The following is a 20,875-nucleotide window of genomic DNA, read 5'->3' on the forward strand; positions in this document are numbered from 1 at the left end:
TGAGGTGAAGAAAGCAGCTCCGTCTTATAGTACCGCGGCCACTTCCTTTGCCGTCGGCATCGACGGCCCTGCGCCCATGCGCTGGACGCTGATCGAGGCGGCGGCGTTGGCGAAGGCGAGGGCGGTGCGCAACGCGACGCCATCGGCCAGCTGCGAGGCGAGCGCGCCCACAAAACAATCGCCGGCGCCTGTGGTGTCGACCGCCTTCACGGCGCGCCCCTGCACCGCAAACTCTTCGCTGGCAGCGAGCGTCAGCACGCCGCGCTTGCCAAGCGTGATGCAGATGGTCTGGTCGGCGCGAGCCTGAAGCCCCCGCGCCACGTCGATGATCCGCGCGGCCTCGTCGCTGTCCGAAAGCTCCACGCCTGCGAGGAAGCCGAGCTCGGTCTCGTTCAGCACGAGGATGTCGACCAGCGCGAGCAGCTCGCCGGACATTTTTTGCGCCGGTGCCGGGTTGAGCAGTGTCGTCGCCCCTGCCTCGCGCGCCCGCGTAAAGAACGCGGCAATCGTCGGCAGAGGAATCTCGAACTGGCTGACGGCGACATCGCCCTTTGCGAGCGGAACGTTCGCGACGTCATCCACGCTGACCAGCTCGTTGCTGCCGGGGATGACGACGATGGTGTTGTCCGATTCGGCGACGGTGATGATCGCGGTGCCGCTGTGCGTGTCGGCCTCGCGGACGGAGCCGAGATCAACCCCCTGCGCGCCGAGGAACGTCCTCAGCTCAGCGCCGAATGCATCCTTGCCGAGCCGCCCGATCAGCGTGGTCTTCGCACCCAACCGCGCGGCCGCGACCGCCTGGTTCGCGCCCTTGCCGCCCGGGAAATACAGCACCTGCTTGCCCGCGACGGTCTCGCCGACCCTGGGGTGGCGATCGGCCGTCGCCACCACATCCATGTTGATGCTGCCGGCGATGAAGACGCGCCCCATGATATGCCCTTTCGAAGCCTAAACCCTGACTTCGAACTCGTGCCTGACTTTGGCGATGTCCACAAGGGTCGGCAGCCCGGCTTCGTTGCCGAGCCGCTGGATCTTGAAGGTCGAGGCGGCGCGGGCAAAATCAAAATGCTCGCGCCAGCTTTTGCCGGGATGGGCCAGATACGAATAGACGTAAGCGCCGTGGAAGACGTCGCCGGCGCCATTGGTGTCGATCACGCGCTCGCGCGGGATCGGCATCGCCGGCATGGTCTCGACCGTGCCCGTCTCGTTGTACCAGAGCAGGCCCTTCTCACCCATGGTGATACCGCCGATCTTGCAGCCGCGGCCCTTGAGGTAATCGAGCATCTTTTCCGGCGTGAGATCCATCTGCTCGCACAGCCGCTCGGCGACGATCGCGACGTCGATATATTCCAGCAGCTCATGCGTGTTGGTGCGCAGGCCGCCGCCGTCTAACGAGGTCAGGATGCCGGCCTCGCGGCAGACTTTTGCGTAGTGGATCGCGGCGTCCGGCTGGTGGCCGTCGATATGCAGCGCGCGGCAGCCGCCGAGATTGAGCATCGGGAACGGATGGATGTGCTCGTCGTCGCGGCAGCGGACGATGGCGCGCTTGCCGTCCTTGGGCATGATGAAGGACAGCGACGACTGGTTCACCTTCCGCCCGTGCAGCGAGATGGCGTATTTCGCGCACATGTCCTGGAACATGCGCCCCAGCCAGTCATTGGCTGCGGTGGCGATGAGGTCGGGCACAATGCCGAGCTTGGCGCAGCAGAATGCCGCCGTGACCGCATTGCCGCCGAAAGAGACCGCGTAGTCGGTAGCCACGTGCTTCTCGTCGCCGGTCGGCATGTGGTCGGTGATGAAGACGACGTCGATATAGGTCTGTCCGATAAAGAGAGCCTGCATTGGTTGTCCGTGATGCGCTTTGTGGTCCCGGCCGGCCGCTTACCTTAGCACCGCTTCCGCGGGAGAAACGCCAAAAATATTCGCAAAGCCATGGCCATAGCCGCTTGAGGTGCGTCGGGGGCCGGAATACGACCGTGGCAGGGCGAGCTGTGCCCCCGGGGCGCGGCCAACGACCAACGGGCGTTTCGGTTCCGCACCTGTCGGAGGGAGCAAGAATGATCACCGGCCTCGATCACGTCGTCGCTCTGGTTCAGGACATCGGTGCGGCCAGGGCGGCCTATCAGACGCTGCTGGGGCGGGCGCCGGCCTGGCAGAATTCCGGCGAGGGCGCCGACCGGGTGCTGTTCACGCTCGAGAACATGACGATCGAGCTGATGGCGCCGAGCGGCTTCAGCGTGGCCGCCGACCGGATGCGGGCGCTGCTCGACGACCGCGAGGGCGTGCTCGCCAGCCTGTGCTTTCGTGTCGCAGACATGGGCAAGATGCACCGGCGGCTGGAGCGGGTGGCGCTCAAGCCCGATCCGGTGGCCGAGGTCGAAAGCAGCGATGCTGCGACCGACGCCGTGCTGCACTGGAAGCGCACGCGCGCGGCCACCGAACTTACGCGGGGCGTGCGCATGTTCTTCCTCGAGCTTGCGGAGGAGCGCCCCAAATCGGTCGCGACCGAGATCGCGCCAATCGATGCGCTCGACCATGTCGTGATCACCACCGAGGATTCCGAGCGCGCCGCCGCACTCTACGGTGCGCGGCTCGGGCTTGATCTCGCGCTCGACCGCTCGCACCAGGATTGGGGCCAGCTGATGTTCTTCCGCTGCGGCGACCTGATCGTCGAGGTGGTGCGCCGTCCCGTGGCGGGCGGCGACGCCGCGCATGACCGTCTCTGGGGCCTGAGCTGGCGCGTCGCCGACATCGACGCCACCCGCGCCCGCCTGATCGCCAATGGCCTCGACGTCACCGAAGTGCGCAACGGCCGCAAGCCCGGCACGCGGATCATGACGGTGCGGAACGGCACCTGCGGCATCCAGACGGTGCTGCTGGAGCGCTCGCCGAAGCCGGTGGAATAACCGCCGTTCTCTCCAGGCGTCATTGCGAGCGAAGTGAAGCAATCCAGAATCCCTCAACGGCGGAAGCCTGGATTGCTTCGTCGCAGGGGCTCCTCGCAATGACGAAACTATGCGGCGGGCAGTGTGCATGATAAATGCGATGTGGACGAGCAACAGCGAGCATCCGGTTTGGCGAAGGCACAGGCAAAGCGAACTCTGAAATGGCAGCGCGATCCCGAAGGGATGCGGCTGCGCATTCTCGAAGCCGCCAAGCAGGAATTCTCCACCCACGGGCTCGCCGGCGCCCGCGTCGATCGCATCGCGGCCAAGGCCGGCGCCAACAAGCGCATGCTGTACTACCACGTCGGCAACAAGGACGAGCTGTATCTGGCGGTGCTCGAAGGCGCCTATGACAAGATCCGCAGCGAGGAGCGTGGGCTCGATCTCGAACATCTCGATCCGCCCGAGGCGATCCGCCGCCTGATCGAGTTCACCTGGAATTACTTCCTGCGCAATCCCGAGTTCCTGTCGCTACTCCAGACCGAGAACCTCGCGCGCGCAAAACACCTGAAGAAATCGACCAAGGTCAAGTCGATGCACTCGCCCTTCGTCGAGATGATCCGCACCGTGGTCCGGCGCGGCGTCGACAGCGGCGACTTCCAGGTCGCGGTCGATCCGGTGCAGCTCTACATCTCGATCGCGGCGCTTAGCTTCTTCTATCTCTCCAACTCCGCGACGCTCAGCGTGATCTTCGGCCGCGATCTCTTGGACAAGAAAGCCAAGGACGAGCGGCTTTCGCACATGGCGGGCCTCGTGCTCGCCGCGCTGACGGGGCGGTCGACGGAGCTGTTCGCGATCGCGAAGGCGCCGAAGTCGCGTAGCGCGGTGGCGCAGACGGCGTAGTCTATCGCCCGCGTGGAGCGAACGAGGCGGGAGGCAGGTGGATGCCGAAGCAGCAGTCTCGTGTCCCGGGCGCGCCGCGGCACGAAGTGACGCTGCGCAGAACCGGGACCCAGTAGCCGCGTTCTCTGCCGTTAAGTGGGCCCCGGCTCTGCAGCGCACCGCAAGGGCGCTGCGCTGCGTCCGGGGCACGGACCTCGCAACCAATTCGCCCCGGAACCCACGCAAAACGTCACAGGAAATCCTCTGGACAGTATTTATCCAACGGGTTAATTTCTCCCCAGAACCAAGAAGAATGCCGGGAGTGAAAATTGGCCGAACCGAAGCCGCAAAGTGCGGTATCCAAGATGCTGAACGCGGCCTGGGTTCGGCCGTTCTTGTTCCTGGTCTTCATCGTCGTGGCCTGGGATCTCGCGATCCGGCTGTTCAAAATTCCCGCCTATCAGATCCCGTCGCCGGGCGATGTAATCGCCGTGTTGCGCACCGATTGGCCGGAACTGCTGCGCCAATCCTGGCCGACCACCTATGCGACCGTCTGCGGCTTTATGCTCTCGGCGCTGTTCGGCATTCCCGTCGCGATGCTGATCGCGGGCTCGAAGACGGTGGAAAGCTATGTCTATCCGCTGCTGGTGTTCTCCCAGTCCGTGCCGAAGATCGCGATCGCGCCGCTGTTCGTGGTGTGGTTCGGCTTCGGCATCATTCCAAAAGTGATCTCGGCGTTCCTGCTCGGCTTCTTCCCGGTCGTGGTCTCCGCCGTGCAGGGTTTCAAGTCGGTCGACCCCGACATGGTCGATCTCGCCCGCGCCATGCAGGGCAGCCGCTTCCAGGTGTTTTGCGCAGTGAACCTGCCGCATGCGCTGCCGGCGATCTTCTCCGGTCTCAAAGTGTCGGTGACGCTCGCCGTGGTCGGCGCCGTCGTCGGCGAGTTCGTCGGCTCCAACTCCGGCATCGGCTACGTTATGCAGCGCTCGATCGGCACGTTCGACCTGCCGACGATGTTCGCAGCGCTCGTCATTCTCGCCCTGCTCGGCGTCATCCTGTTCTGGATCGTCGACCGGATCGAGAAGCTGGTCATTCCCTGGCATGTCAGCCAGCGCGAAGACGTGATTTTCGCCTCTTAACTTCACGCAACGGCCACCAACGGCCGAAACACAACGACAAGGGAGAGTGACGATGAAGCGGTGGATAGGAGCTGTCTCGGCGGCGCTGATGGTGTTTGCGGCGATGCCGGCGCAGGCGGCGGACAAGGTCGTGCTGATGCTGAACTGGTATGTCTATGGCGAGCACGCGCCGTTCTATTACGGCAAGGCCAAGGGCATTTATGCGGCCGAAGGTATCGACCTCGAAATCCAGGAAGGCCGCGGCTCGGCCGCAACCACGCAGGCCGTCGCCGCCAAGACCGCCGATTTCGGCTATGTCGACGTTCCCACGATGATGCGCGCCGCGATCAAAGGCGCGCCCGTGGTTGCGACCGGCGTGCTGCTCCAGACCTCGCCGATGTCCGCGATGGGTTTTGTCGACAAGAACATCAAGAAGCCCGAGGACATCAAGGGCAAGACGGTGGCGATTACGCCGGCCGATTCCATGACCCAGATCTGGCCGCTGTTCCTGAAGAAGACCGGCCTGAAGGAAAGCGACTTCACCACCGTTGCCGGCGACGGCCAAACAAAACTCAACGCCGTCATCAACGGCCAGGCTGATTTGCTGCTCGGCTACGTCATGGACCAGTCGATGAAGATCAAGGACGCCACCGGCAAGGACGTCTATCCGATCAAGTTTGCCGACTACGGCATCAACATGGTTTCGTCAGGCATCATCGCCAATTCCGACTATGTGAAGGCCAATGCCGACCTCGTCCGCCGCTTCATGTCGGCGACGACCAAGGCGGTGGAAGCCGCCGAGAAGGAGCCGAAGGCGGCGGCGCAGTCGATCCTCGATGCCAACCCCAAGGGCGGCAAGATCGACACGCTGACCCAAGGCTTTGAGCTGACCATTCCGCTCTACCGGACCGCGGAGACCAAGGCCAAGCGGCCGTTCCAGGTCACCGACCAGAACATGACCGACAGCGTCAATCTGATGGTCGAATATGGCGGGCTCGATGCCAAGGCCAAGGATAACCCGAAGGCCTTCTACACCAACGACTATCTGCCGAAGAGTGGCTCGTGAAACCTGCGACAGTCGTGAGTGACACCGTGCAGCCGGCCGCACACCTGAGACTGGTGAGCGACCGGGCGGCCGGCGATGCGTCGGGCATCAATCTGTCCGGCGTGTCCAAGACTTACCGGACGCGCGACGGCGATGTGCCGTCGCTGCGTCCGCTCGATTTTCACATCAACGAGGGCGAGTTCTTCGTCGTGGTTGGTCCGTCCGGCTGCGGCAAGTCCACGCTGCTCAAGCTGATCTCCGGGCTGCTGCCGCCGACCACAGGCGACATCCTGGTCGAGGGTGAGAAGGTCACGACGCCGCACGGCAATGTCGGCATCGTGTTCCAGAACGCGCTGCTGCTGCCATGGCGCAACATCCTCTCCAACGTGATGTTGCCGATCGACATGAAGCGGCTGCCGCGGCAAACCTATCTCGAACGCGCCAAGGCGCTGTTGAAGATGGTCGGGCTCGAAGGCTTCGAGAAGAAGCTGCCGTGGCAGCTCTCCGGCGGCATGCAGCAGCGCGCCTCGATCTGCCGTGCCCTCGTGCATGATCCAAAAATCATGCTGATGGACGAGCCGTTCGGCGCGCTCGACGCGCTGACACGCGAACGCATGAATGTCGAACTGATGCGAATCCAGCGCGAAACGAAGAAGACGGTGCTCCTGATCACGCATTCGATCCCAGAGGCCGTGTTCCTCGCCGACCGCGTGCTGGTCATGACCGAGCGGCCCGGCGCGGTCGCCGCGATCTACGACGTGCCGCTGCCGCGCCCGCGCTCGCTCGACGTGATGGCCGATCCGGTGTTTACCGAGCTCGTGCAACGCATCCGCAAGCATTTCTTCTCGCAAGGTGCATTGGATTAAAATCATGTCACCCCGCCTGAAGCTGCGAGATATCGCCTTCTTCGAACGTCCCGTGCAGTTCGCGCGGCCGTTCCGCTTCGGCGCGATCACCATCAATGCGACACCGCAGCTGTTCGTGCGGGTTGAGATCGAGGTCGAGGGCAGGGGTGTTGCGGTCGGCGCCAGCGCCGAGCTGCTGGTGCCAAAGTGGTTTGACAAGCGGCCGGAGTTGTCGCCGGCGCAGACGGTCGACGGCTTGCGGCGCTCGCTGGAGATCGCGCGCGGGCTATATCTTGCGCGGACTGGATTCCTGACGGCGTTCGATCTGCATGCCTCGTGCATCGGTGCCCAGGTCGCGACCTGCGCGAAGAAGAACATCCCGGCGTTGGCAGCGGCCTATGGCCCCGCGGAGATCGACAAGGCGATCCTCGATGCGCTGCTCCGCGCTGCCGACATCAGCTTTTTCGACGGGATGGCCGGCAACGTCGCCGGCATCGACGCGCGGCTTTCGCCTGACCTGAAGGACGCGGACATCACCGCGTTTCTCTTGGGCCGCAAGCCGCTGCCGCGCGTGGCGATCAGGCATACCGTCGGGCTCGACGATACCGTCGAAGGCGAGGGCGGTGTTGCCGATGCACGCGAGAATGCCGGCGCGAGTTATTTCAAGCTGAAGCTATCGGGTGATCCCGCAGCCGACGCGGTACGGCTGGCGCGGATCGGCAAGGAACTCGATGCGCTCGATCGTGACACCAAGGTGACGCTCGACGCGAACGAACAGTACGCGGATCTTGTCGCGCTGCAGGTGCTGATGGACCGGCTCGATCATGATGCTGCATTGCGGCCGATCGCGTCGCGCCTGCTCTATGTCGAGCAGCCGATGCCGCGCGATATCACGCGGCAATCGCCGCTTGGCTCGCTCGCCGCACGCGGCTTCATCATCGACGAAGCCGATGATTCCTACGATGCGTTCCCAGCTGCGCGTGCGCTCGGCTATCACGGCATTTCCTCAAAGTCCTGCAAAGGCCTCTACAAGTCCATCGTCAACGCAACGCGCGCGGCCAAATGGAGCGCGGGCGGCGAACGGTTCTTCGTCACGGGTGAGGACTTGACCTGTCAGTCCGGCCTTGCCGTGCAGCAGGACCTCGCGCTCGGCGCCTTCATTGGCGTCACCCACGCCGAACGCAACGGCCATCACTATGTCGACGGCTTTGGCGAGACGCCGGCCATTGAAGCTGCGGCCTTCGCGGCCGCGCATCCCGATCTCTACACCGATGCCGGGCACGGCACCCGGCTCTCGATTCACGACGGCGATCTCCTGACGGGATCGCTTCATGCAACGGGCTTTGCGACGTCGGTCCATCCGGACTGGTCGGCGCTCCGCCCGCTCGAACAGCCAAAATCACTTCAGGAGTATCTGGCATGACCACCCAACGCCTCGGCCTCATCATGAACGGCGTCACCGGCCGCATGGGGCTCAACCAGCATCTGATCCGCTCGATCGTCGCGATCCGCGAGCAGGGTGGCGTTCGCCTGAAGAACGGCGACCGCATCATGCCCGATCCGATCCTGGTCGGCCGCAGCGCCGAGAAGGTCGAGGCTCTCGCCAAGCGCTACAACATCACCCGCTGGACCACCGACCTCGACGCCGCTCTCGCCGACAAGAACGACACCATGTTCTTTGACGCCGCGACCACGCAGGCGCGGCCCGGTCTGCTGACTCAGGCCATCAACGCCGGCAAGCACGTCTATTGCGAGAAGCCGATCGCGACGAACTTTGAAGAAGCGCTCGAGGTCGTGAAGCTCGCCAATTCCAAGGGCGTCAAGCACGGCACGGTGCAGGACAAGCTGTTCCTGCCCGGCCTGAAGAAGATCGCGTTCCTGCGCGATTCCGGCTTCTTCGGCCGCATCCTCTCGGTGCGCGGCGAGTTCGGCTATTGGGTGTTCGAAGGCGGCTGGCAGGAAGCGCAGCGGCCGTCCTGGAACTACCGCGACGAGGACGGCGGCGGCATCATCCTCGACATGGTCTGCCACTGGCGCTACGTGCTCGACAATCTGTTTGGCAACGTCCAGAGCGTGGTCTGCATCGGCAACACCGACATTCCCGAGCGATTCGACGAGCAAGGCAAGAAGTACAAGGCGACCGCGGACGATTCCGCCTACGCGACCTTCCAGCTCGAGGGCGGCGTCATTGCCCATATCAACATGTCCTGGGTGACGCGCGTCTATCGCGACGACCTCGTCACCTTCCAGGTCGACGGGACCCACGGCTCGGCGGTCGCGGGTCTCACCGACTGCATGATCCAGGCGCGGCAGGCAACGCCCCGGCCGGTGTGGAATCCCGACGAGAAGCGGCTGCACGATTTCTACGGCGACTGGCAGAAGCTGCCCGACAACGTCACCTACGACAACGGCTTTAGGGAGCAATGGGAGATGTTCATCCGCCACGTCTACGAGGATGCGCCCTACAAGTTTACGCTGCTCGAAGGGGTCAAGGGCGTGCAGCTCGCCGAATGCGCGTTGAAGAGCTGGAAGGAGCGGCGCTGGATCGACGTTGCGCCGATCAAGGTCTGAGGAGGGACGCATGAACAAACCCGTCCTGCCGATCCCGTCATTGTCGCTGAAGCTGCCGAAGGCCGATCGTTCGATCGAGACCTACCGGCTTGCAGCCTCGCGCACGTTTCCCGCAAAGCTCGAGGGGCCACTGAACCGCATCGCCTTCTCCGCCGTGCACACCGTCGTTGATCCCTTCGCCGACAACGATCCCTGGCTCTCTGCCGCCGTCGACTGGGACAAGACCATCGCCTTCCGCGAGCACGTCTGGGATCTCGGCCTCGGCGTCGCCGAAGCCATGGACACCGCGCAGCGCGGCATGGGGCTGGACTGGCCGACCTCGCTGGAGCTGATCACCCGCTCGGTCGGCGCCGCCAAGCGGCGCAATGCACTGGTGTTCTCCGGCGCCGGCACCGATCATCTTGCGGTCGAGGACGCGAAAAACCTCGACGACGTCATCCGCGCCTACGAGGAGCAGGTCTCGGCGGTCGAGAAGGTCGGCGGCCGCATCATCCTGATGGCCTCGCGTGCGCTCGCAAAACTCGGTCGCAGCGCCGACGACTACGCCAAGGTCTACAACCGCGTGCTGTCGCAGGTCCGTGAGCCCGTGATCATCCACTGGCTCGGCGACATGTTCGATCCTGCTCTGACCGGATACTGGGGCACCAAGGATCTCGGCAAGGCGATGGATATCGCGGTGGCCATCATCAACAACAATGCCGCGAAGATCGACGGCGTCAAGGTCTCGCTGCTCGACAAGCAGCGCGAGATCGACATGCGCCGGCGCCTGGACAAGCGCATCAAGATGTACACCGGCGACGACTTCAACTACGCGGAGCTGATTGCTGGCGATAGCCAAGGCTTTTCGCACGCGCTGCTCGGCATTTTTGACGCGATCGCGCCGGCGGCATCTTACGCGCTGTCGCGGCTAGCTGCCGGCGACGAAGCCGGCTTCCACGACGTGCTGGGACCGACGGTGCCGCTGTCGCGCCACATCTTCAGGGCGCCGACGCGCTTCTACAAGACCGGCGTGGTGTTCATGGCATATCTCAACGGCCACCAGGATCATTTCACCATGGTCGGCGGCCAGGAGAGCACGCGCTCCACGCTGCATCTGGCCGAGCTGTTCCGTCTCGCCGACAAGGCCGGACTGCTCGCCAACCCCGAACTCGCGACGCAGCGGATGAAGACCGTGCTCGCTACTCGCGGTATCGAATCCTGATGCGCGATTTTTCGTCTGACCATCACTGGCTGTCGCTGAACACGGCGACAGTCCGCAAACAGGGTGATCTCGTCGAGATCATCGACGCCTGCGCAAAGCATGGTATCCGCGCCATCGATCCCTGGCGCGATCAGGTAGCCGCCGTCGGGCTCGATCGCGCTGCGCGCGCGGTGCGCGATGCCGGTCTCGAGCTATCAGGCTATTGCCGCGGCGGCATGTTCACTTCGGACGCGTCACGCCGAGGCGAGGTGCGCGATGACAATCGCCGCTGTGTCGATGAGGCCAAGGCGCTGGGCGCGCCCTGCATCGTTCTCGTCGTCGGCGGCCTGCCGCAATATTCGCGGCCGGGCAGCGAGGCGTCGAAGGACATCGCGGGAGCGCGCGGGCAGGTCGAGGAGGCGCTGGCCGACATGCTCGACTACGCCAAACAAGCAAAGCTGCCGCTGGCGATCGAGCCGTTGCATCCGGCCTATGCGGCCGACCGTGCCTGCGTGAACACAACAAAGCAGGCGCTCGACATCTGCGACCGGCTCGAGCCTGCCCGTACCGGCATGCTCGGCGTCGCGCTCGACGTCTATCACATCTGGTGGGACCCGGAGCTGATGGGCCAGATCGCGCGCGCAGGCCAAGATCGCCTGCTCGCGTTCCATGTCTGCGACTGGCTGGTGCCAACGAAGGACATTCTCAACGACCGCGGCATGATGGGCGACGGCGTCATCGACATCAAATCGGTGCGTGCCGCAGTCGAAGCGCAGGGCTTTGCCGGCTTTTCGGAGATCGAAATCTTCTCCAACGATTGGTGGAACAAGCCGATGGACGAGGTGCTGCGCACCTGTATCGAACGGCACAAGACGGTGGTGTAGGTCCCACGAACGCTGCCCTCACGGGCTTGCGACCTGTTGCAGCGTGTTGAAGTGCGCCTTCTGCTCGCTACACCGGATGACATAGGCACTCGTCCAGGGCGGCTTCGACCAGCTTGGCGGCCGTCAGGCTCGCCCGATCACGGGCGAACCATTCCTGATTTCGCGGGGGGGCGCGTGCTGCTAACTCGAAATGGGTAGTTTCCTCAACGAACCCGATTTGCGATTATGCAGGGCAATTGCGGTGGCCACCAGGGCTGTGGGGGCGGCCTTGATTCGTATCCGAATCAGCGACAGGCCGCTGAGCTCCGAAAGAGTTTGCCCTCGTGACCAAACACGCGCCGTCTCTCCGTCCGTCAGCAGACTGCAGTGATCAATTCGATCTGAGTGCATCCTGTCGAGTTTGCGTTGTCGCAACGGTCGGACGGAGTGGTGTCGATCAACCGCCTGGTAAACGGGTAAGCAGCGATCATTGATCTTTTCAAGGAGATCAAAAGGTCAGCCGTGCTGGACGATGCAACTGCCTAGTCTGGGCGTCGACGATGTCATATCTACGATCACTTGCGCCGGAGATAAATTTCCGCCGAGGCATTCGCTATGCCGGCGGTCTGGTCGCAATCGGCGTGATCTATTACGTCCTCGCAAAAGGCGGCCTTGCCCTCGCCTCTATCAATCCCAGTGCAACGCCAATTTGGCCGCCGACGGGTGTCGCGCTGGCGGCGGTGCTGTTGTGGGGATATCGGACCTGGCCCGCAATTTTTATTGCAGCAATGATCGCCAATGCGACGACGGCCGGCTCGGTTGCCACCGCAATTGCGATTGCGACCGGCAACACTCTTGAGGCCGTTGTTGGCGCTTATCTGGTCAATCGATGGTCGAGCGGATGCAATACGTTTTCGAGACCAGATTCTGTCGCAAAGTTTGCTTTGATCTGCATCGTGATCGCGACGCCGATCAGCGCGAGCATTGGTCTGACCAGCCTGGCGGCCGCCGGGTACGTCGATCGGACCGATTTCGTGAACGCCTGGGTCACGTGGTGGCTGGGAGACGTGACCGGCGCGCTGGTCATTGCCCCTGCTCTCGTACTTTGGGCATCAAGCCGCTACCGTACTTTCAGCCGCAATGAATTTCTGGAGACGGTCGGCGTGCTCGCAACAGCGGCGGTTGTTGGACTCATTGCTTACAGTCCGCTGATCAAGCAGACGCCGAGCCGAGATCCGCTGGGTTTTCTCGCGATCCTGCCGATGTTGTGGGCGGCGCTGCGCCGCGGTCCGCGTGACACCGCAACGGTTGCGCTGGTGCTTGCCGGCATCACCATTTGGGGGACGCTCACGGGCGGCGGCCCTTTCACGACCGCGGATCTCAACGCTTCGTTCCTGCTGCTGTTGATGTTCCTGATCAGTGTTACGGTTCCGAGCTTGTTACTGAGCGCCGACGTCGAGGTCCGCAAGAAGGGGGAGGGAAGGCTGCGCCGCGCGCAGATCGAACTCGAACGGAAGGTCGCGGAGCGTACGCAGGAGCTTGAGCTCGCCAATGCAGCAAAATCGCGCTTTCTTGCCATGGCAAGCCACGATTTGCGGCAGCCACTACATGCGCTGGGCCTGTTCATTGCCCAACTGCGCACACCGCTCAGATCGGGGGAAAGGATAAGGACGATCGAGCTGGTCGATGCAACGCGCAAGGAAATGGATGAAATGCTCAATTCGCTCCTGGATATGTCCAGGCTCGATGCCGGGATACTCATACCCACAATTACTGTATTCCCGATCGCGCGCCTGTTGCAAAAAATTGAGACGACATTTGATCAGGCAACGCGAGAAACGGGCTTGCGTCTGCGCGTCAGGCGAAGTGACGCCTGGGTGCGGAGCGACGCCATGCTGCTCGAACGCATACTGCTCAATTTGGTATCCAATGCGGTGCGCTATACATTGCGGGGCGGGATCATTGTCGGCTGCCGTCGACGCGGTCAGATGTTGCGCATCGAAGTATGGGATAGTGGTCCCGGCATTCCTGAGGATCAGAAGCAGAACATCTTTGGCGAGTTTTTTCAACTTGCTGCTCGAGACCGGAACCGGCACGGCAGCATGGGGCTCGGCTTGGCTATCGTCGACAGGCTTCGCCTGCTTCTCAACCATCCAATCGACTTAGCTTCGACTGTGGGCCGTGGTTCGCGATTCGCGATCCTGGTTCCGATGGCCGATGAATGCGACAGGTCGACCGACTCCGTCGACTCGCCACACCCCGCGGCCTTTGCTGTCGAAGGCAAGGTCGTTCTTGTTATTACCGATGCTCCAATCGTGCAGGAGGGAACTGGCGGATTGCTTGGCAGATGGGGATACACCGTCCTTACCACCGGATCCGACGAAGCGGCGCTTATCCGACTTGCGGAGCGCCGACAACGTCCCGATCTCATAATCTCGGACTATCATCTTGCGAGCGGAAAGACCGGGATCCGAGCCATTGAACAAATCAATGCGGCGTTTGGTTCATCCATTCCTGCCATTCTCATCAGCGGCGATACGGCACCTGAACCAGCGCGTGAGGCCAAGGACAGGGGATACATTTTGCTGCACAAGCCAGTCGACCCAATGCGGCTCCGCGCTGTCATGCACGAGCACTTTATGGATCATGTCGACAGAAGAGATGCCCGGTCGGCTTCATGACCCGGATTTCGGGGGCGATTCCCAGTCCATTTTTCCCACTTTTATGACTGCCTCGGTGCGGCTTGTTACGCCGAGCGTCTTGAGAACGACTGTTATGTGGTTCTTCACTGTCGGCACGGCCATGTTGAGGGTCTTGGCAATGACCTTGTTGCTTTGTCCCTTCATCAGAAGCGCAAGCACTTCGATCTGCCGATCGGTCAATCCGAGGCCCTTAAGAAAGTCGGGCGTCGTTGGTTTATTTGTAGGCCGCGGAGACGGTGTTTCCTCCAGGATTTCCGAGGGAATGTAAATGCCGCCGGAGAACACCAGCTCAATGGCGTTGAGCATGACCTCTCGTCCGGTCGTTTTCGGGATGAAACCCAGAGCGCCAAGTTTGAAAGCGCGCTTCACCGTGTCTTGATCATTCGAGGACGAGAGAATGATGATGGCAATGGTCGGATAGCGGTCTCGCAGTTCGCGAAGGACAGAGAAGCCATCTCTGTCAGGCAAATTGATATCAAGCAAGATAAGACTGATGTCGGGATGTTCCTCGACTATGTCCATTGCCTGACGGCTGCTCGAAGCTTCAAATATGACGGCTTCTCGCTTCACTTGTCTCAGCACCGCGTGCAACGCCTCGCGTATCAATGCATGATCGTCAACAATAAGAACTCTCATGAAAAGCTCTCCGTCATCCCATGGCGCGGAGATCCAATTGAAGAGATCATATACCCAGCTTTGGGTCTTTGCGAGGAAGAGGCGGCGGGGAAACCGACCCTGAAACCGTGCCGAACCGGCGGTTCAAGGTAGGCATTCAAGGTAGAAGTCGAATGCCGTTGTGTGCTGCAATTGAAATAAGGTCACAGGACCCCGAAAAGCGAGTGCGGACCACCAGAGTCGCGGGATTCAGAGTGCGGATATCTGTGGGGACCTTGATCATAGGACCTAAGAACCCCTTTGTGAGGACCTCCGGCTGATTTACGCGCTGGACCGTTGAACGATAATCATCAACCGACAGCCTCCCGCGCCAGGAGGTTGTACCAGGCGTCGCCATAAGTCGCGGCCGGGGTCGGCGCAGCTGATGTTTTTTGTCAGAGTCGATCCCTCCTGAAACCTCCCTGGACGCTGGACGGGGAACCAGATGCTTGATCGAACTGCCACCCCGAAGCCGTTGGCAAGCCCGCTTCCGGAGCTGAACGCCTACGGCCGCGATCTGCGCATTGATGCCTGCCGCGGCATCGCGCTCTGGTATATTTTTCTCGACCATGTCCCCAACAACGTCGGCAGCTGGCTGACGCTGCGCAACTACGGCTTCAGCGATGCTGCGGAAGTGTTCATGTTTCTCTCGGGTTTGACCTGCGCGTTGTCCTACGGCAAGGCACGGCAGAGCGCGGGCTGGACCGCCGTGATCGGCCGGACGCTGTGGCGAAGCTGGGATATCTATGTCGCATTTCTGCTGCTCACGCTCGCGTGCGCCGTCGTGGTTCACCTCGCAGGCGGCGGCCCTCTTGCCGACAGGAGCAATACGCGCATTCTGCTGGAACAGCCGGGCATGACGCTCGCGCATGCGGCGATCCTGCAGTACCGCCCGGTCAACACCGACGTCTTGCCGCTCTTCGTGCTTTACCACCTTTTGTTCGCGCCGCTGCTGTGGCTGCTGCTGAGAGCGCCGAACGCAACGCTCGGCGCGTCGCTGTTGCTTTACACACTGGTGCATGTCTTCGGCTGGACCATCCCGGCATGGCCGAACGGGCACTGGTTCTTCAATCCGCTGGCCTGGCAACTGCCGCTTGTGCTTGGAGCGTGGTGGATCATCGAGGGCAAGAGATTCCGGCCGTGCGTGACCTCTCGCAACGTCCTTGTGCCTGCCGTTCTCTATCTGGTGTTCAGCCTCGTCGTCGCGTTGAGCTGCAGCATCAAGCCGCTGGAAGCGCTGGTCCCGCAGCCGCTGCCGGCGCTGCTTTACCCGATGGACAAATCGAATCTTGCTCCATTGCGACTGCTGCATTTCTTGGCCCTTGCGGTTTTGGTCCTATGGTTGGTGCCGCGCGATTGGCGAGGGCTGAAGACGGCGGTGATGCGCGGCGCCATTTCCTGTGGCCAGAACTCGCTGCCAATCTACTGCCTCGGCGTTCTGCTGGCGCTGGCCAGTCACCTGGCGCTGCTCGACGTCTCGGACGGGCTGATGATGCAGATCGCCCTCAGTGTTGGTGGCGTTCTGGTGATGGTCGCGGCGGCGACGCTGCTGAACTCGATCAACACCAAGCCCAGGCAGCCGCCGCAGGCGAAGCCCGCCGACTTGCCTGTCCAGCAGGCGACCAGGTTTGAGCTGGTCATCAATCTCAAGAGGGCCCAGAATCTCAAGAGGGCCAAGACACTCGGCGTCATGACACTCGGCGTCAAGTCACTCGGCGTTATGCCGCCCGCGCTGCTCGCCCATATCGAAGAAGGTGATCGACCAAAGATGCTGTTTGCTCCGGTGCGCGAGTCCGGCTGGGGCGCTGATCCGGTGCAAGCAATCGCGCCCGTCTTCGGGCCACCAGCGAGAAATGTGGCTCAGGATGTGAATTGGACCTCAAGGACTGTGGAGCCTGTCCCTTAATCTTCCGGCCATCGTATAGGAGCCAAGGCCATGATTAACCACCCAAGGACCCACAAGGGGACGGTGCTGGTCGCGGCGTGCGTGACGTTCACTTGCGTGGCGGCATTACTATCGGTCAACCAGACATCATCCACCAGCGCCGAGCTCGGCGCTGACTGGCAGTGCAGCCGGTTTGCGCTCGTATTCACGACCTGCACGCCGGTGCGCGAGATCGTTTTCGCCGGCCCGCGCAAGCCGACCTAGTACCCCACAAACCGGACACCATGTTGCGAATGTCTGCTGAAATCAGCAGACATGCTCTGCGAGGGTTCCGTTCCTACTAATGCGACGCTGCCCTCACGGGCTTGCGACCTGTTGCAGCGTGTTGAAGCGCGCCTTCTGCTCGCTGCTCAGCGTGGCGTAGAACGCGTCCAGGGCGGGTTCGACCAGCTTGGCAGCCGTCAGCATGGCCTCGAGCCGGTGCTGCATCGCCTCCAGCCGTCCGACCGGCGTCAGCGGGACGTCGTTCGGACAGGCGGCCTGTAGGGCCTCAACTCCTTTTGCCGTCGCTTCGCTGAGGCGATCGAGCGCCTCCTTCTGCTTGCCTGCGGGGTGGAGCACAGCCTCGATCCTTTGGATCGGCAATTGAGTCAGGCCGGACTTCGGATCGCCGCAGCTCTCGGCACTGGCTTCCTGCTGCTGCGGCGAGCGGTCGCCGACATGGGGCCCAAGCGCGTTGAAACGGGCCTGCTGCTCGTCACTGAGCGAGTTGTAAAAATTCTCCAGTGCCGGTCGCACGATCTTGACAGCTTCCAGCGTCGCGCTGATGCGGTGCGTCATCGCCCGCAAGCGGCCAGCGGGAGTCAGTGCATACGTCTCCGCGCAGGAGTCCTTGAACGACGCGGCAGCGTTGGCCGCCGCGGTCTTCAACTCGTCGAGCAGCGCGCGTTGCTCCGGCGTCGGCCGCACCGCCCGCGCGATATCGGCAAGCGGCCAGGCCGTGACGCCCTTGTCCGGTGTGCCGCACAATTGCTGGAGCGTTTGCGGGCTCACGTTCGCGCGCGGCCGCGCGCGGCTGCCGCCGCCGGCTTGCGGATAGTCAGACGGGTTGGTGCTGGCATAGGCGGAATAGGGGCTGTCATCACCCCAGTAAACGGTGTCGACGAAGTCGTCATACGCGTACGCCCAATAGCCGGGCTCGTAAGCGTAGGACCAGAACGTGTAGTCAAAAATGTCGGAATAGGCGTAGGGCCAGAACACGGGCCCAAGCCACGCCACGAACACCGCCGGATGGCGGTGTCGCCAGGCCTGCCGGGGAGCCCAGCCGCTCTGGCGGGCAACGAGGGCCGCCTGGGTTTGCGGAGTGGCCTGGTCGCGGAATCGCGCGGCAAACCGCCCGCGCTCGGTGGCCTGCGCGGCGACCGCAGTGGCCGGCGCGCGCCCGGCCGGGGCCTGTAGTCCAAGCCGCTGCTGGCGCGCCAGGTCGCTTTGCTGGGCGCGCTGCTCCCGGTCAAGCAAGCGGTTCTGCGTCTGGAGCATCCGTTGCTGCTCGCGTTGCGCCCGCGCGCCGTCCGGCTTTTGCGACTGCAATTGCTGCACGCGCTGGTGCAGGCGATCGATGCGGGTCTGGCGGTCGGCGGTCTGGCGCGACAGCGTCTCGCGCTGCCGCTGCTGCACCATCTGCTGCCGCTGCTGAATCTGCTGCTGATGCTGTTGCGCGTGCTGTTCGATCTGCTCTCGTCGCGACAGCCGCTCGCTCACGGCCGGCGATGCGCTTGGACGGGAGGGGGCGATATGCGGCGTCGGCCGCGATGCCATGGCCGGACGTTGCGGCGCCGCCGGCGCCCGATGGAATTCAGGCCGCGGCGCGGCCACGTGCGGGGCGGCCCGCGGCGACGGCGCAGCGAAATGGGAGGGCGGACGCGGCGGTGGTGAGGCGAAGTGCGGCGCCGGATGTGGCGCCATGGCCGGGCGCTGCGGCATGGACGGCGGATGGAATGCCGGCGCGGCGGGACGTGCCATGGCTGGCGGCGCCGCCGGACGGGCCATGGCGGGCGGCGCTGCTGGCCGAGCTGGCGGCGCTGCAGCCTGTCCCGGTGGTCCACCCCTTCCGTGGCCCTGGGCGGACGCGCCGACGCTTCCCGCCAGCACCGAGACACCGACCAAAAAAGCCGTCAGGCAAGCGCCATGCGGAAGCATGATGGTAGCTCCCAGCTCGAAATCGCCCACAATTTTTAACGCACAAAGGGCGGAATAGTTCGTTGTTGGCTGCGGGCCGGCATTGCGATGTTCCGACGCAGGCAGCCTGAAGAGAAAGCCTGCGTCAGGATCGTGGCGAACCGCTCGATCGCATCTCGGACTTCGTATTCGGCTACGGGTATTTGGAGGAGCACAACATGAAGCAACACATCTTCGAAGAACGGTCCATCAGCTCGGTCGATTGGGATGCCTCGGTGATCAGGGGCCACATGATGCCGCCCCGAGATCCTGATGAAGATGAAGAAGACGACGAGGACGAGGAGGACGAAGGCGAGGAAGAGGTGCCGGTCGTGCGCGAGCCAGACGAAGACTAGACTAGGCAGCGATAGATAGCCGGCGTTATAGTATCTCCATGAGTTGGGATGACAGAGAGCTGGCGCTGCTGAGAGAGCTCTGGTCCTTGGGACACAGCGCCACGCACATTGCGCGCCGTCTCGGGTGTAGTCGTAACGCGGTCTGCGGGCTGCTGACTCGTTTGGACCTGAAACGTGGTCACAAGCCATCAACTGCAAAACCCCAGATAAGGTCGGCACCAAAGCGAAAGCCGCCCTTGTCCGCCGCTTGTGCCCGCGCGGCAGGTAAGAAGGTGTCGAAACCACTGGAGAAACCGCAGCCCAAAGAGCTTAGCAAGCGTCAGCTTTACGCCATGCTGGCTGAGGCGGTCAGAAATACGGGCTAGGCGCCAGGGCGTGGGCCCATTGGCACGCAGCCAAATTCGGATTGATGCGAGTTTGACGAATGCAGGATAGTTGGCTGCGAGTTTGTCGTATCGGGTCTCGACACGCCGACATTGCTTGATCTTGTTGAAGAACCGTTCGATCAACTTGCGTGAGCGATACAGATGCGGACCGAAGCAGATCGGGTCTTTGCGATTTCGTTTCGGCGGGATGTTCGCCCATGCTCCTTGTTGGCGGGCAAGCTCCCTGATCCAGTCGGCCTCGTAGCCGCGATCCGCGAGCAGCATCGTCTCGGGAAGCAATGCGCTGAGCAGAACCGAACACAGCCGGTTGTCATGCGCCTCGCCGGGCGTGAGGGCGAGATGGACCGGCAGGCCATTGGCGCCCACCACCGCGTGAATCTTGCTGGGGGCCAAAACGGAAAAAGGAGAGGGTCAATGCTAGGCAATCGTCGCTAGGTGCATTAGCTTACAGAACGCGTAGAGATTGCGCCCGCACGGAGATGGACATGAGCTGGGACTTTGTGACGAAAGCTCTAGGCTTTTTTGTCACCTATCCGGCATGGGCTAGAGTGTCGATGCTTGTCAGTGCTCTGGTTTTTCTTGCTTCTCTTTTCCTTGGTTATCAGGCCGCGAAGCTGAAGGTCAGCATTAACAAGCCCGAGCCGGGCGATGGTGTCCCTTGGGCGTTTCCGGTGGAAGCAACGGTCGAGAACTTGCCGGAAGGGCCGAGACCTTTGGATAATGACGACGGATGGGGAGCGCTATTGGCCCCAAGGGCAAATGTTTCAGCACGCAGGCAGTCTCTGGCAAGGCAATGTTACTGGAATAGGAGGCAAGATCGGTACTCCCCGCACGTTCGGCGTATTTTTGGTTGGCCCTGATGGCCGCGCGATGCTTGACCTTTGGAGGAGAGCGGGGTCTCAGATCACAAACTTTGCGGACTACGACATTCGACACCTCACGAATGACATAACGCCTCTTGATACAAGGCAGGTTAAAGTGGCTTCGGGCAAGCCGAGTCCGTAGGAAGGCTTAATACCGGGCGGTTTTAATAGCGCTGACAGTCGAGAGATTGCCTTCTCGGTCGATTTCCATTTCTCTACCTCGTTTGGGCTTTTACTTTTTCCGATTGTTCATCGGGGGCGTCGGCTGAAGACCGACTATATGTCCTCTTTTGGCCGATTCCGTTGAAAAAGGGAAACAGTAATCGGATGTATTGGCGTCAGCGCGATGCGGCCCAATGGCTTTGGCGGTTTCTACCCCAAGGTGGGCATTGGGATCAGCTTGGCCATCTTGCGAAGGTTCTG

20 protein-coding genes and 1 pseudogene are annotated in these 20,875 nt (G+C 62.5%); 15 read left to right on the forward strand and 6 right to left on the reverse strand.

Annotated elements, in window-relative coordinates; all coding sequences use genetic code 11:
* Window positions 1–24 precede the first annotated feature (24 nt).
* The gene (gene rbsK / locus B5V03_RS19490; RefSeq protein ID WP_129272011.1) at window positions 25–930 is read right to left on the reverse strand and encodes a ribokinase; all 906 of its coding nucleotides are present in this window, start codon (window positions 928–930) and stop codon (window positions 25–27) included.
* Window positions 931–948: 18 nt separating this feature from the next.
* On the reverse strand, window positions 949–1,842 hold the full coding sequence (locus B5V03_RS19495; protein ID WP_129272012.1) for a sugar kinase: 894 nt from the start codon (window positions 1,840–1,842) through the stop codon (window positions 949–951).
* A 215-nt stretch (window positions 1,843–2,057) separates the two neighbouring features.
* Between B5V03_RS19495 and B5V03_RS19500 the strand changes: the two genes are divergently transcribed.
* The 10 genes from B5V03_RS19500 to B5V03_RS19545 all read left to right on the forward strand — a co-directional run bounded on the left by B5V03_RS19500 (window position 2,058) and on the right by B5V03_RS19545 (window position 14,070).
* Entirely contained in the window at window positions 2,058–2,906 is an 849-nt protein-coding gene (locus tag B5V03_RS19500; protein ID WP_164988130.1) for a VOC family protein, read from the forward strand.
* A gap of 222 nt (window positions 2,907–3,128) precedes the next feature.
* Window positions 3,129–3,788: a TetR/AcrR family transcriptional regulator gene (locus B5V03_RS19505; RefSeq protein WP_129272051.1), complete on the forward strand. Its 660-nt coding sequence runs from the start codon at window positions 3,129–3,131 to the stop codon at window positions 3,786–3,788.
* Window positions 3,789–4,096: 308 nt separating this feature from the next.
* A complete protein-coding gene (locus tag B5V03_RS19510) occupies window positions 4,097–4,906 on the forward strand; it encodes an ABC transporter permease (protein WP_129272014.1) in 810 nt (269 codons plus the stop codon).
* Between the two features lie 52 nt (window positions 4,907–4,958).
* On the forward strand, window positions 4,959–5,951 hold the full coding sequence (locus tag B5V03_RS19515) for an ABC transporter substrate-binding protein (RefSeq protein WP_164988131.1): 993 nt from the start codon (window positions 4,959–4,961) through the stop codon (window positions 5,949–5,951).
* Window positions 5,948–6,796 (forward strand): ABC transporter ATP-binding protein, encoded by an 849-nt coding sequence (locus B5V03_RS19520; protein ID WP_129272016.1) that lies wholly within the window; start codon window positions 5,948–5,950, stop codon window positions 6,794–6,796. Before B5V03_RS19515 ends, B5V03_RS19520 begins: the two co-directional genes overlap by 4 nt.
* A gap of 4 nt (window positions 6,797–6,800) precedes the next feature.
* Complete coding sequence (locus B5V03_RS19525; protein WP_129272017.1) at window positions 6,801–8,198, forward strand: hypothetical protein; 1,398 nt, start codon at window positions 6,801–6,803, stop codon at window positions 8,196–8,198.
* Window positions 8,195–9,346 (forward strand): Gfo/Idh/MocA family protein, encoded by a 1,152-nt coding sequence (locus tag B5V03_RS19530; protein WP_129272018.1) that lies wholly within the window; start codon window positions 8,195–8,197, stop codon window positions 9,344–9,346. The genes B5V03_RS19525 and B5V03_RS19530 overlap by 4 nt, the downstream gene beginning before the upstream one ends.
* 10 nt (window positions 9,347–9,356) lie before the next feature.
* Window positions 9,357–10,547: a dihydrodipicolinate synthase family protein gene (locus B5V03_RS19535; RefSeq protein ID WP_129272019.1), complete on the forward strand. Its 1,191-nt coding sequence runs from the start codon at window positions 9,357–9,359 to the stop codon at window positions 10,545–10,547.
* Entirely contained in the window at window positions 10,547–11,410 is an 864-nt protein-coding gene (locus tag B5V03_RS19540; protein ID WP_129272020.1) for a sugar phosphate isomerase/epimerase family protein, read from the forward strand. The genes B5V03_RS19535 and B5V03_RS19540 overlap by 1 nt, the downstream gene beginning before the upstream one ends.
* Window positions 11,411–11,949: 539 nt before the next feature.
* Window positions 11,950–14,070, forward strand: coding sequence for an MASE1 domain-containing protein (locus tag B5V03_RS19545; RefSeq protein ID WP_164988132.1), 2,121 nt, complete (start codon window positions 11,950–11,952; stop codon window positions 14,068–14,070).
* On the opposite strand, the gene B5V03_RS19550 is transcribed toward B5V03_RS19545, so the two are convergent.
* On the reverse strand, window positions 14,065–14,727 hold the full coding sequence (locus B5V03_RS19550; protein WP_129272021.1) for a response regulator transcription factor: 663 nt from the start codon (window positions 14,725–14,727) through the stop codon (window positions 14,065–14,067). The genes B5V03_RS19545 and B5V03_RS19550 overlap by 6 nt on opposite strands.
* Before the next feature lie 463 nt (window positions 14,728–15,190).
* On the opposite strand from B5V03_RS19550, the gene opgC reads away from it, so the two are divergent.
* On the forward strand, window positions 15,191–16,651 hold the full coding sequence (gene opgC / locus B5V03_RS19555; protein WP_129272022.1) for an OpgC domain-containing protein: 1,461 nt from the start codon (window positions 15,191–15,193) through the stop codon (window positions 16,649–16,651).
* Window positions 16,652–16,681: 30 nt separating this feature from the next.
* A complete protein-coding gene (locus B5V03_RS19560; protein WP_129272023.1) occupies window positions 16,682–16,894 on the forward strand; it encodes a hypothetical protein in 213 nt (70 codons plus the stop codon).
* Between the two features lie 93 nt (window positions 16,895–16,987).
* Here B5V03_RS19560 and B5V03_RS19565 read toward each other — a convergent pair whose 3' ends face one another.
* Window positions 16,988–18,391 carry a Spy/CpxP family protein refolding chaperone gene (locus B5V03_RS19565; RefSeq protein ID WP_245502272.1) on the reverse strand — a complete coding sequence of 468 codons (1,404 nt, stop codon included), beginning with the start codon at window positions 18,389–18,391 and terminating at the stop codon, window positions 16,988–16,990.
* Window positions 18,392–19,026: 635 nt separating this feature from the next.
* On the opposite strand from B5V03_RS19565, the gene B5V03_RS41540 reads away from it, so the two are divergent.
* Both B5V03_RS41540 and B5V03_RS19570 read left to right on the forward strand, forming a co-directional pair.
* A complete protein-coding gene (locus tag B5V03_RS41540; protein ID WP_164988133.1) occupies window positions 19,027–19,203 on the forward strand; it encodes a hypothetical protein in 177 nt (58 codons plus the stop codon).
* A gap of 38 nt (window positions 19,204–19,241) precedes the next feature.
* Complete coding sequence (locus tag B5V03_RS19570; protein WP_129272025.1) at window positions 19,242–19,568, forward strand: GcrA family cell cycle regulator; 327 nt, start codon at window positions 19,242–19,244, stop codon at window positions 19,566–19,568.
* 21 nt (window positions 19,569–19,589) lie between these two features.
* Here the strand turns inward: B5V03_RS19570 and B5V03_RS19575 are convergent.
* Window positions 19,590–19,973, reverse strand: a pseudogene (locus B5V03_RS19575) (IS5 family transposase); the annotation flags it as partial.
* Window positions 19,974–20,074: 101 nt separating this feature from the next.
* Here B5V03_RS19575 and B5V03_RS19580 point away from each other — a divergent pair.
* Window positions 20,075–20,449: a hypothetical protein gene (locus tag B5V03_RS19580; protein WP_129272026.1), complete on the forward strand. Its 375-nt coding sequence runs from the start codon at window positions 20,075–20,077 to the stop codon at window positions 20,447–20,449.
* Between the two features lie 235 nt (window positions 20,450–20,684).
* Here the strand turns inward: B5V03_RS19580 and B5V03_RS42045 are convergent.
* On the reverse strand, window positions 20,685–20,875 hold a 191-nt coding region (locus tag B5V03_RS42045; protein WP_206736166.1), incomplete at its 5' end, for a hypothetical protein.

Origin of the sequence: Bradyrhizobium betae (genome assembly GCF_004123905.1) — a bacterium.
Classification (GTDB): Bacteria; Pseudomonadota; Alphaproteobacteria; order Rhizobiales; family Xanthobacteraceae; genus Bradyrhizobium; species Bradyrhizobium betae_A.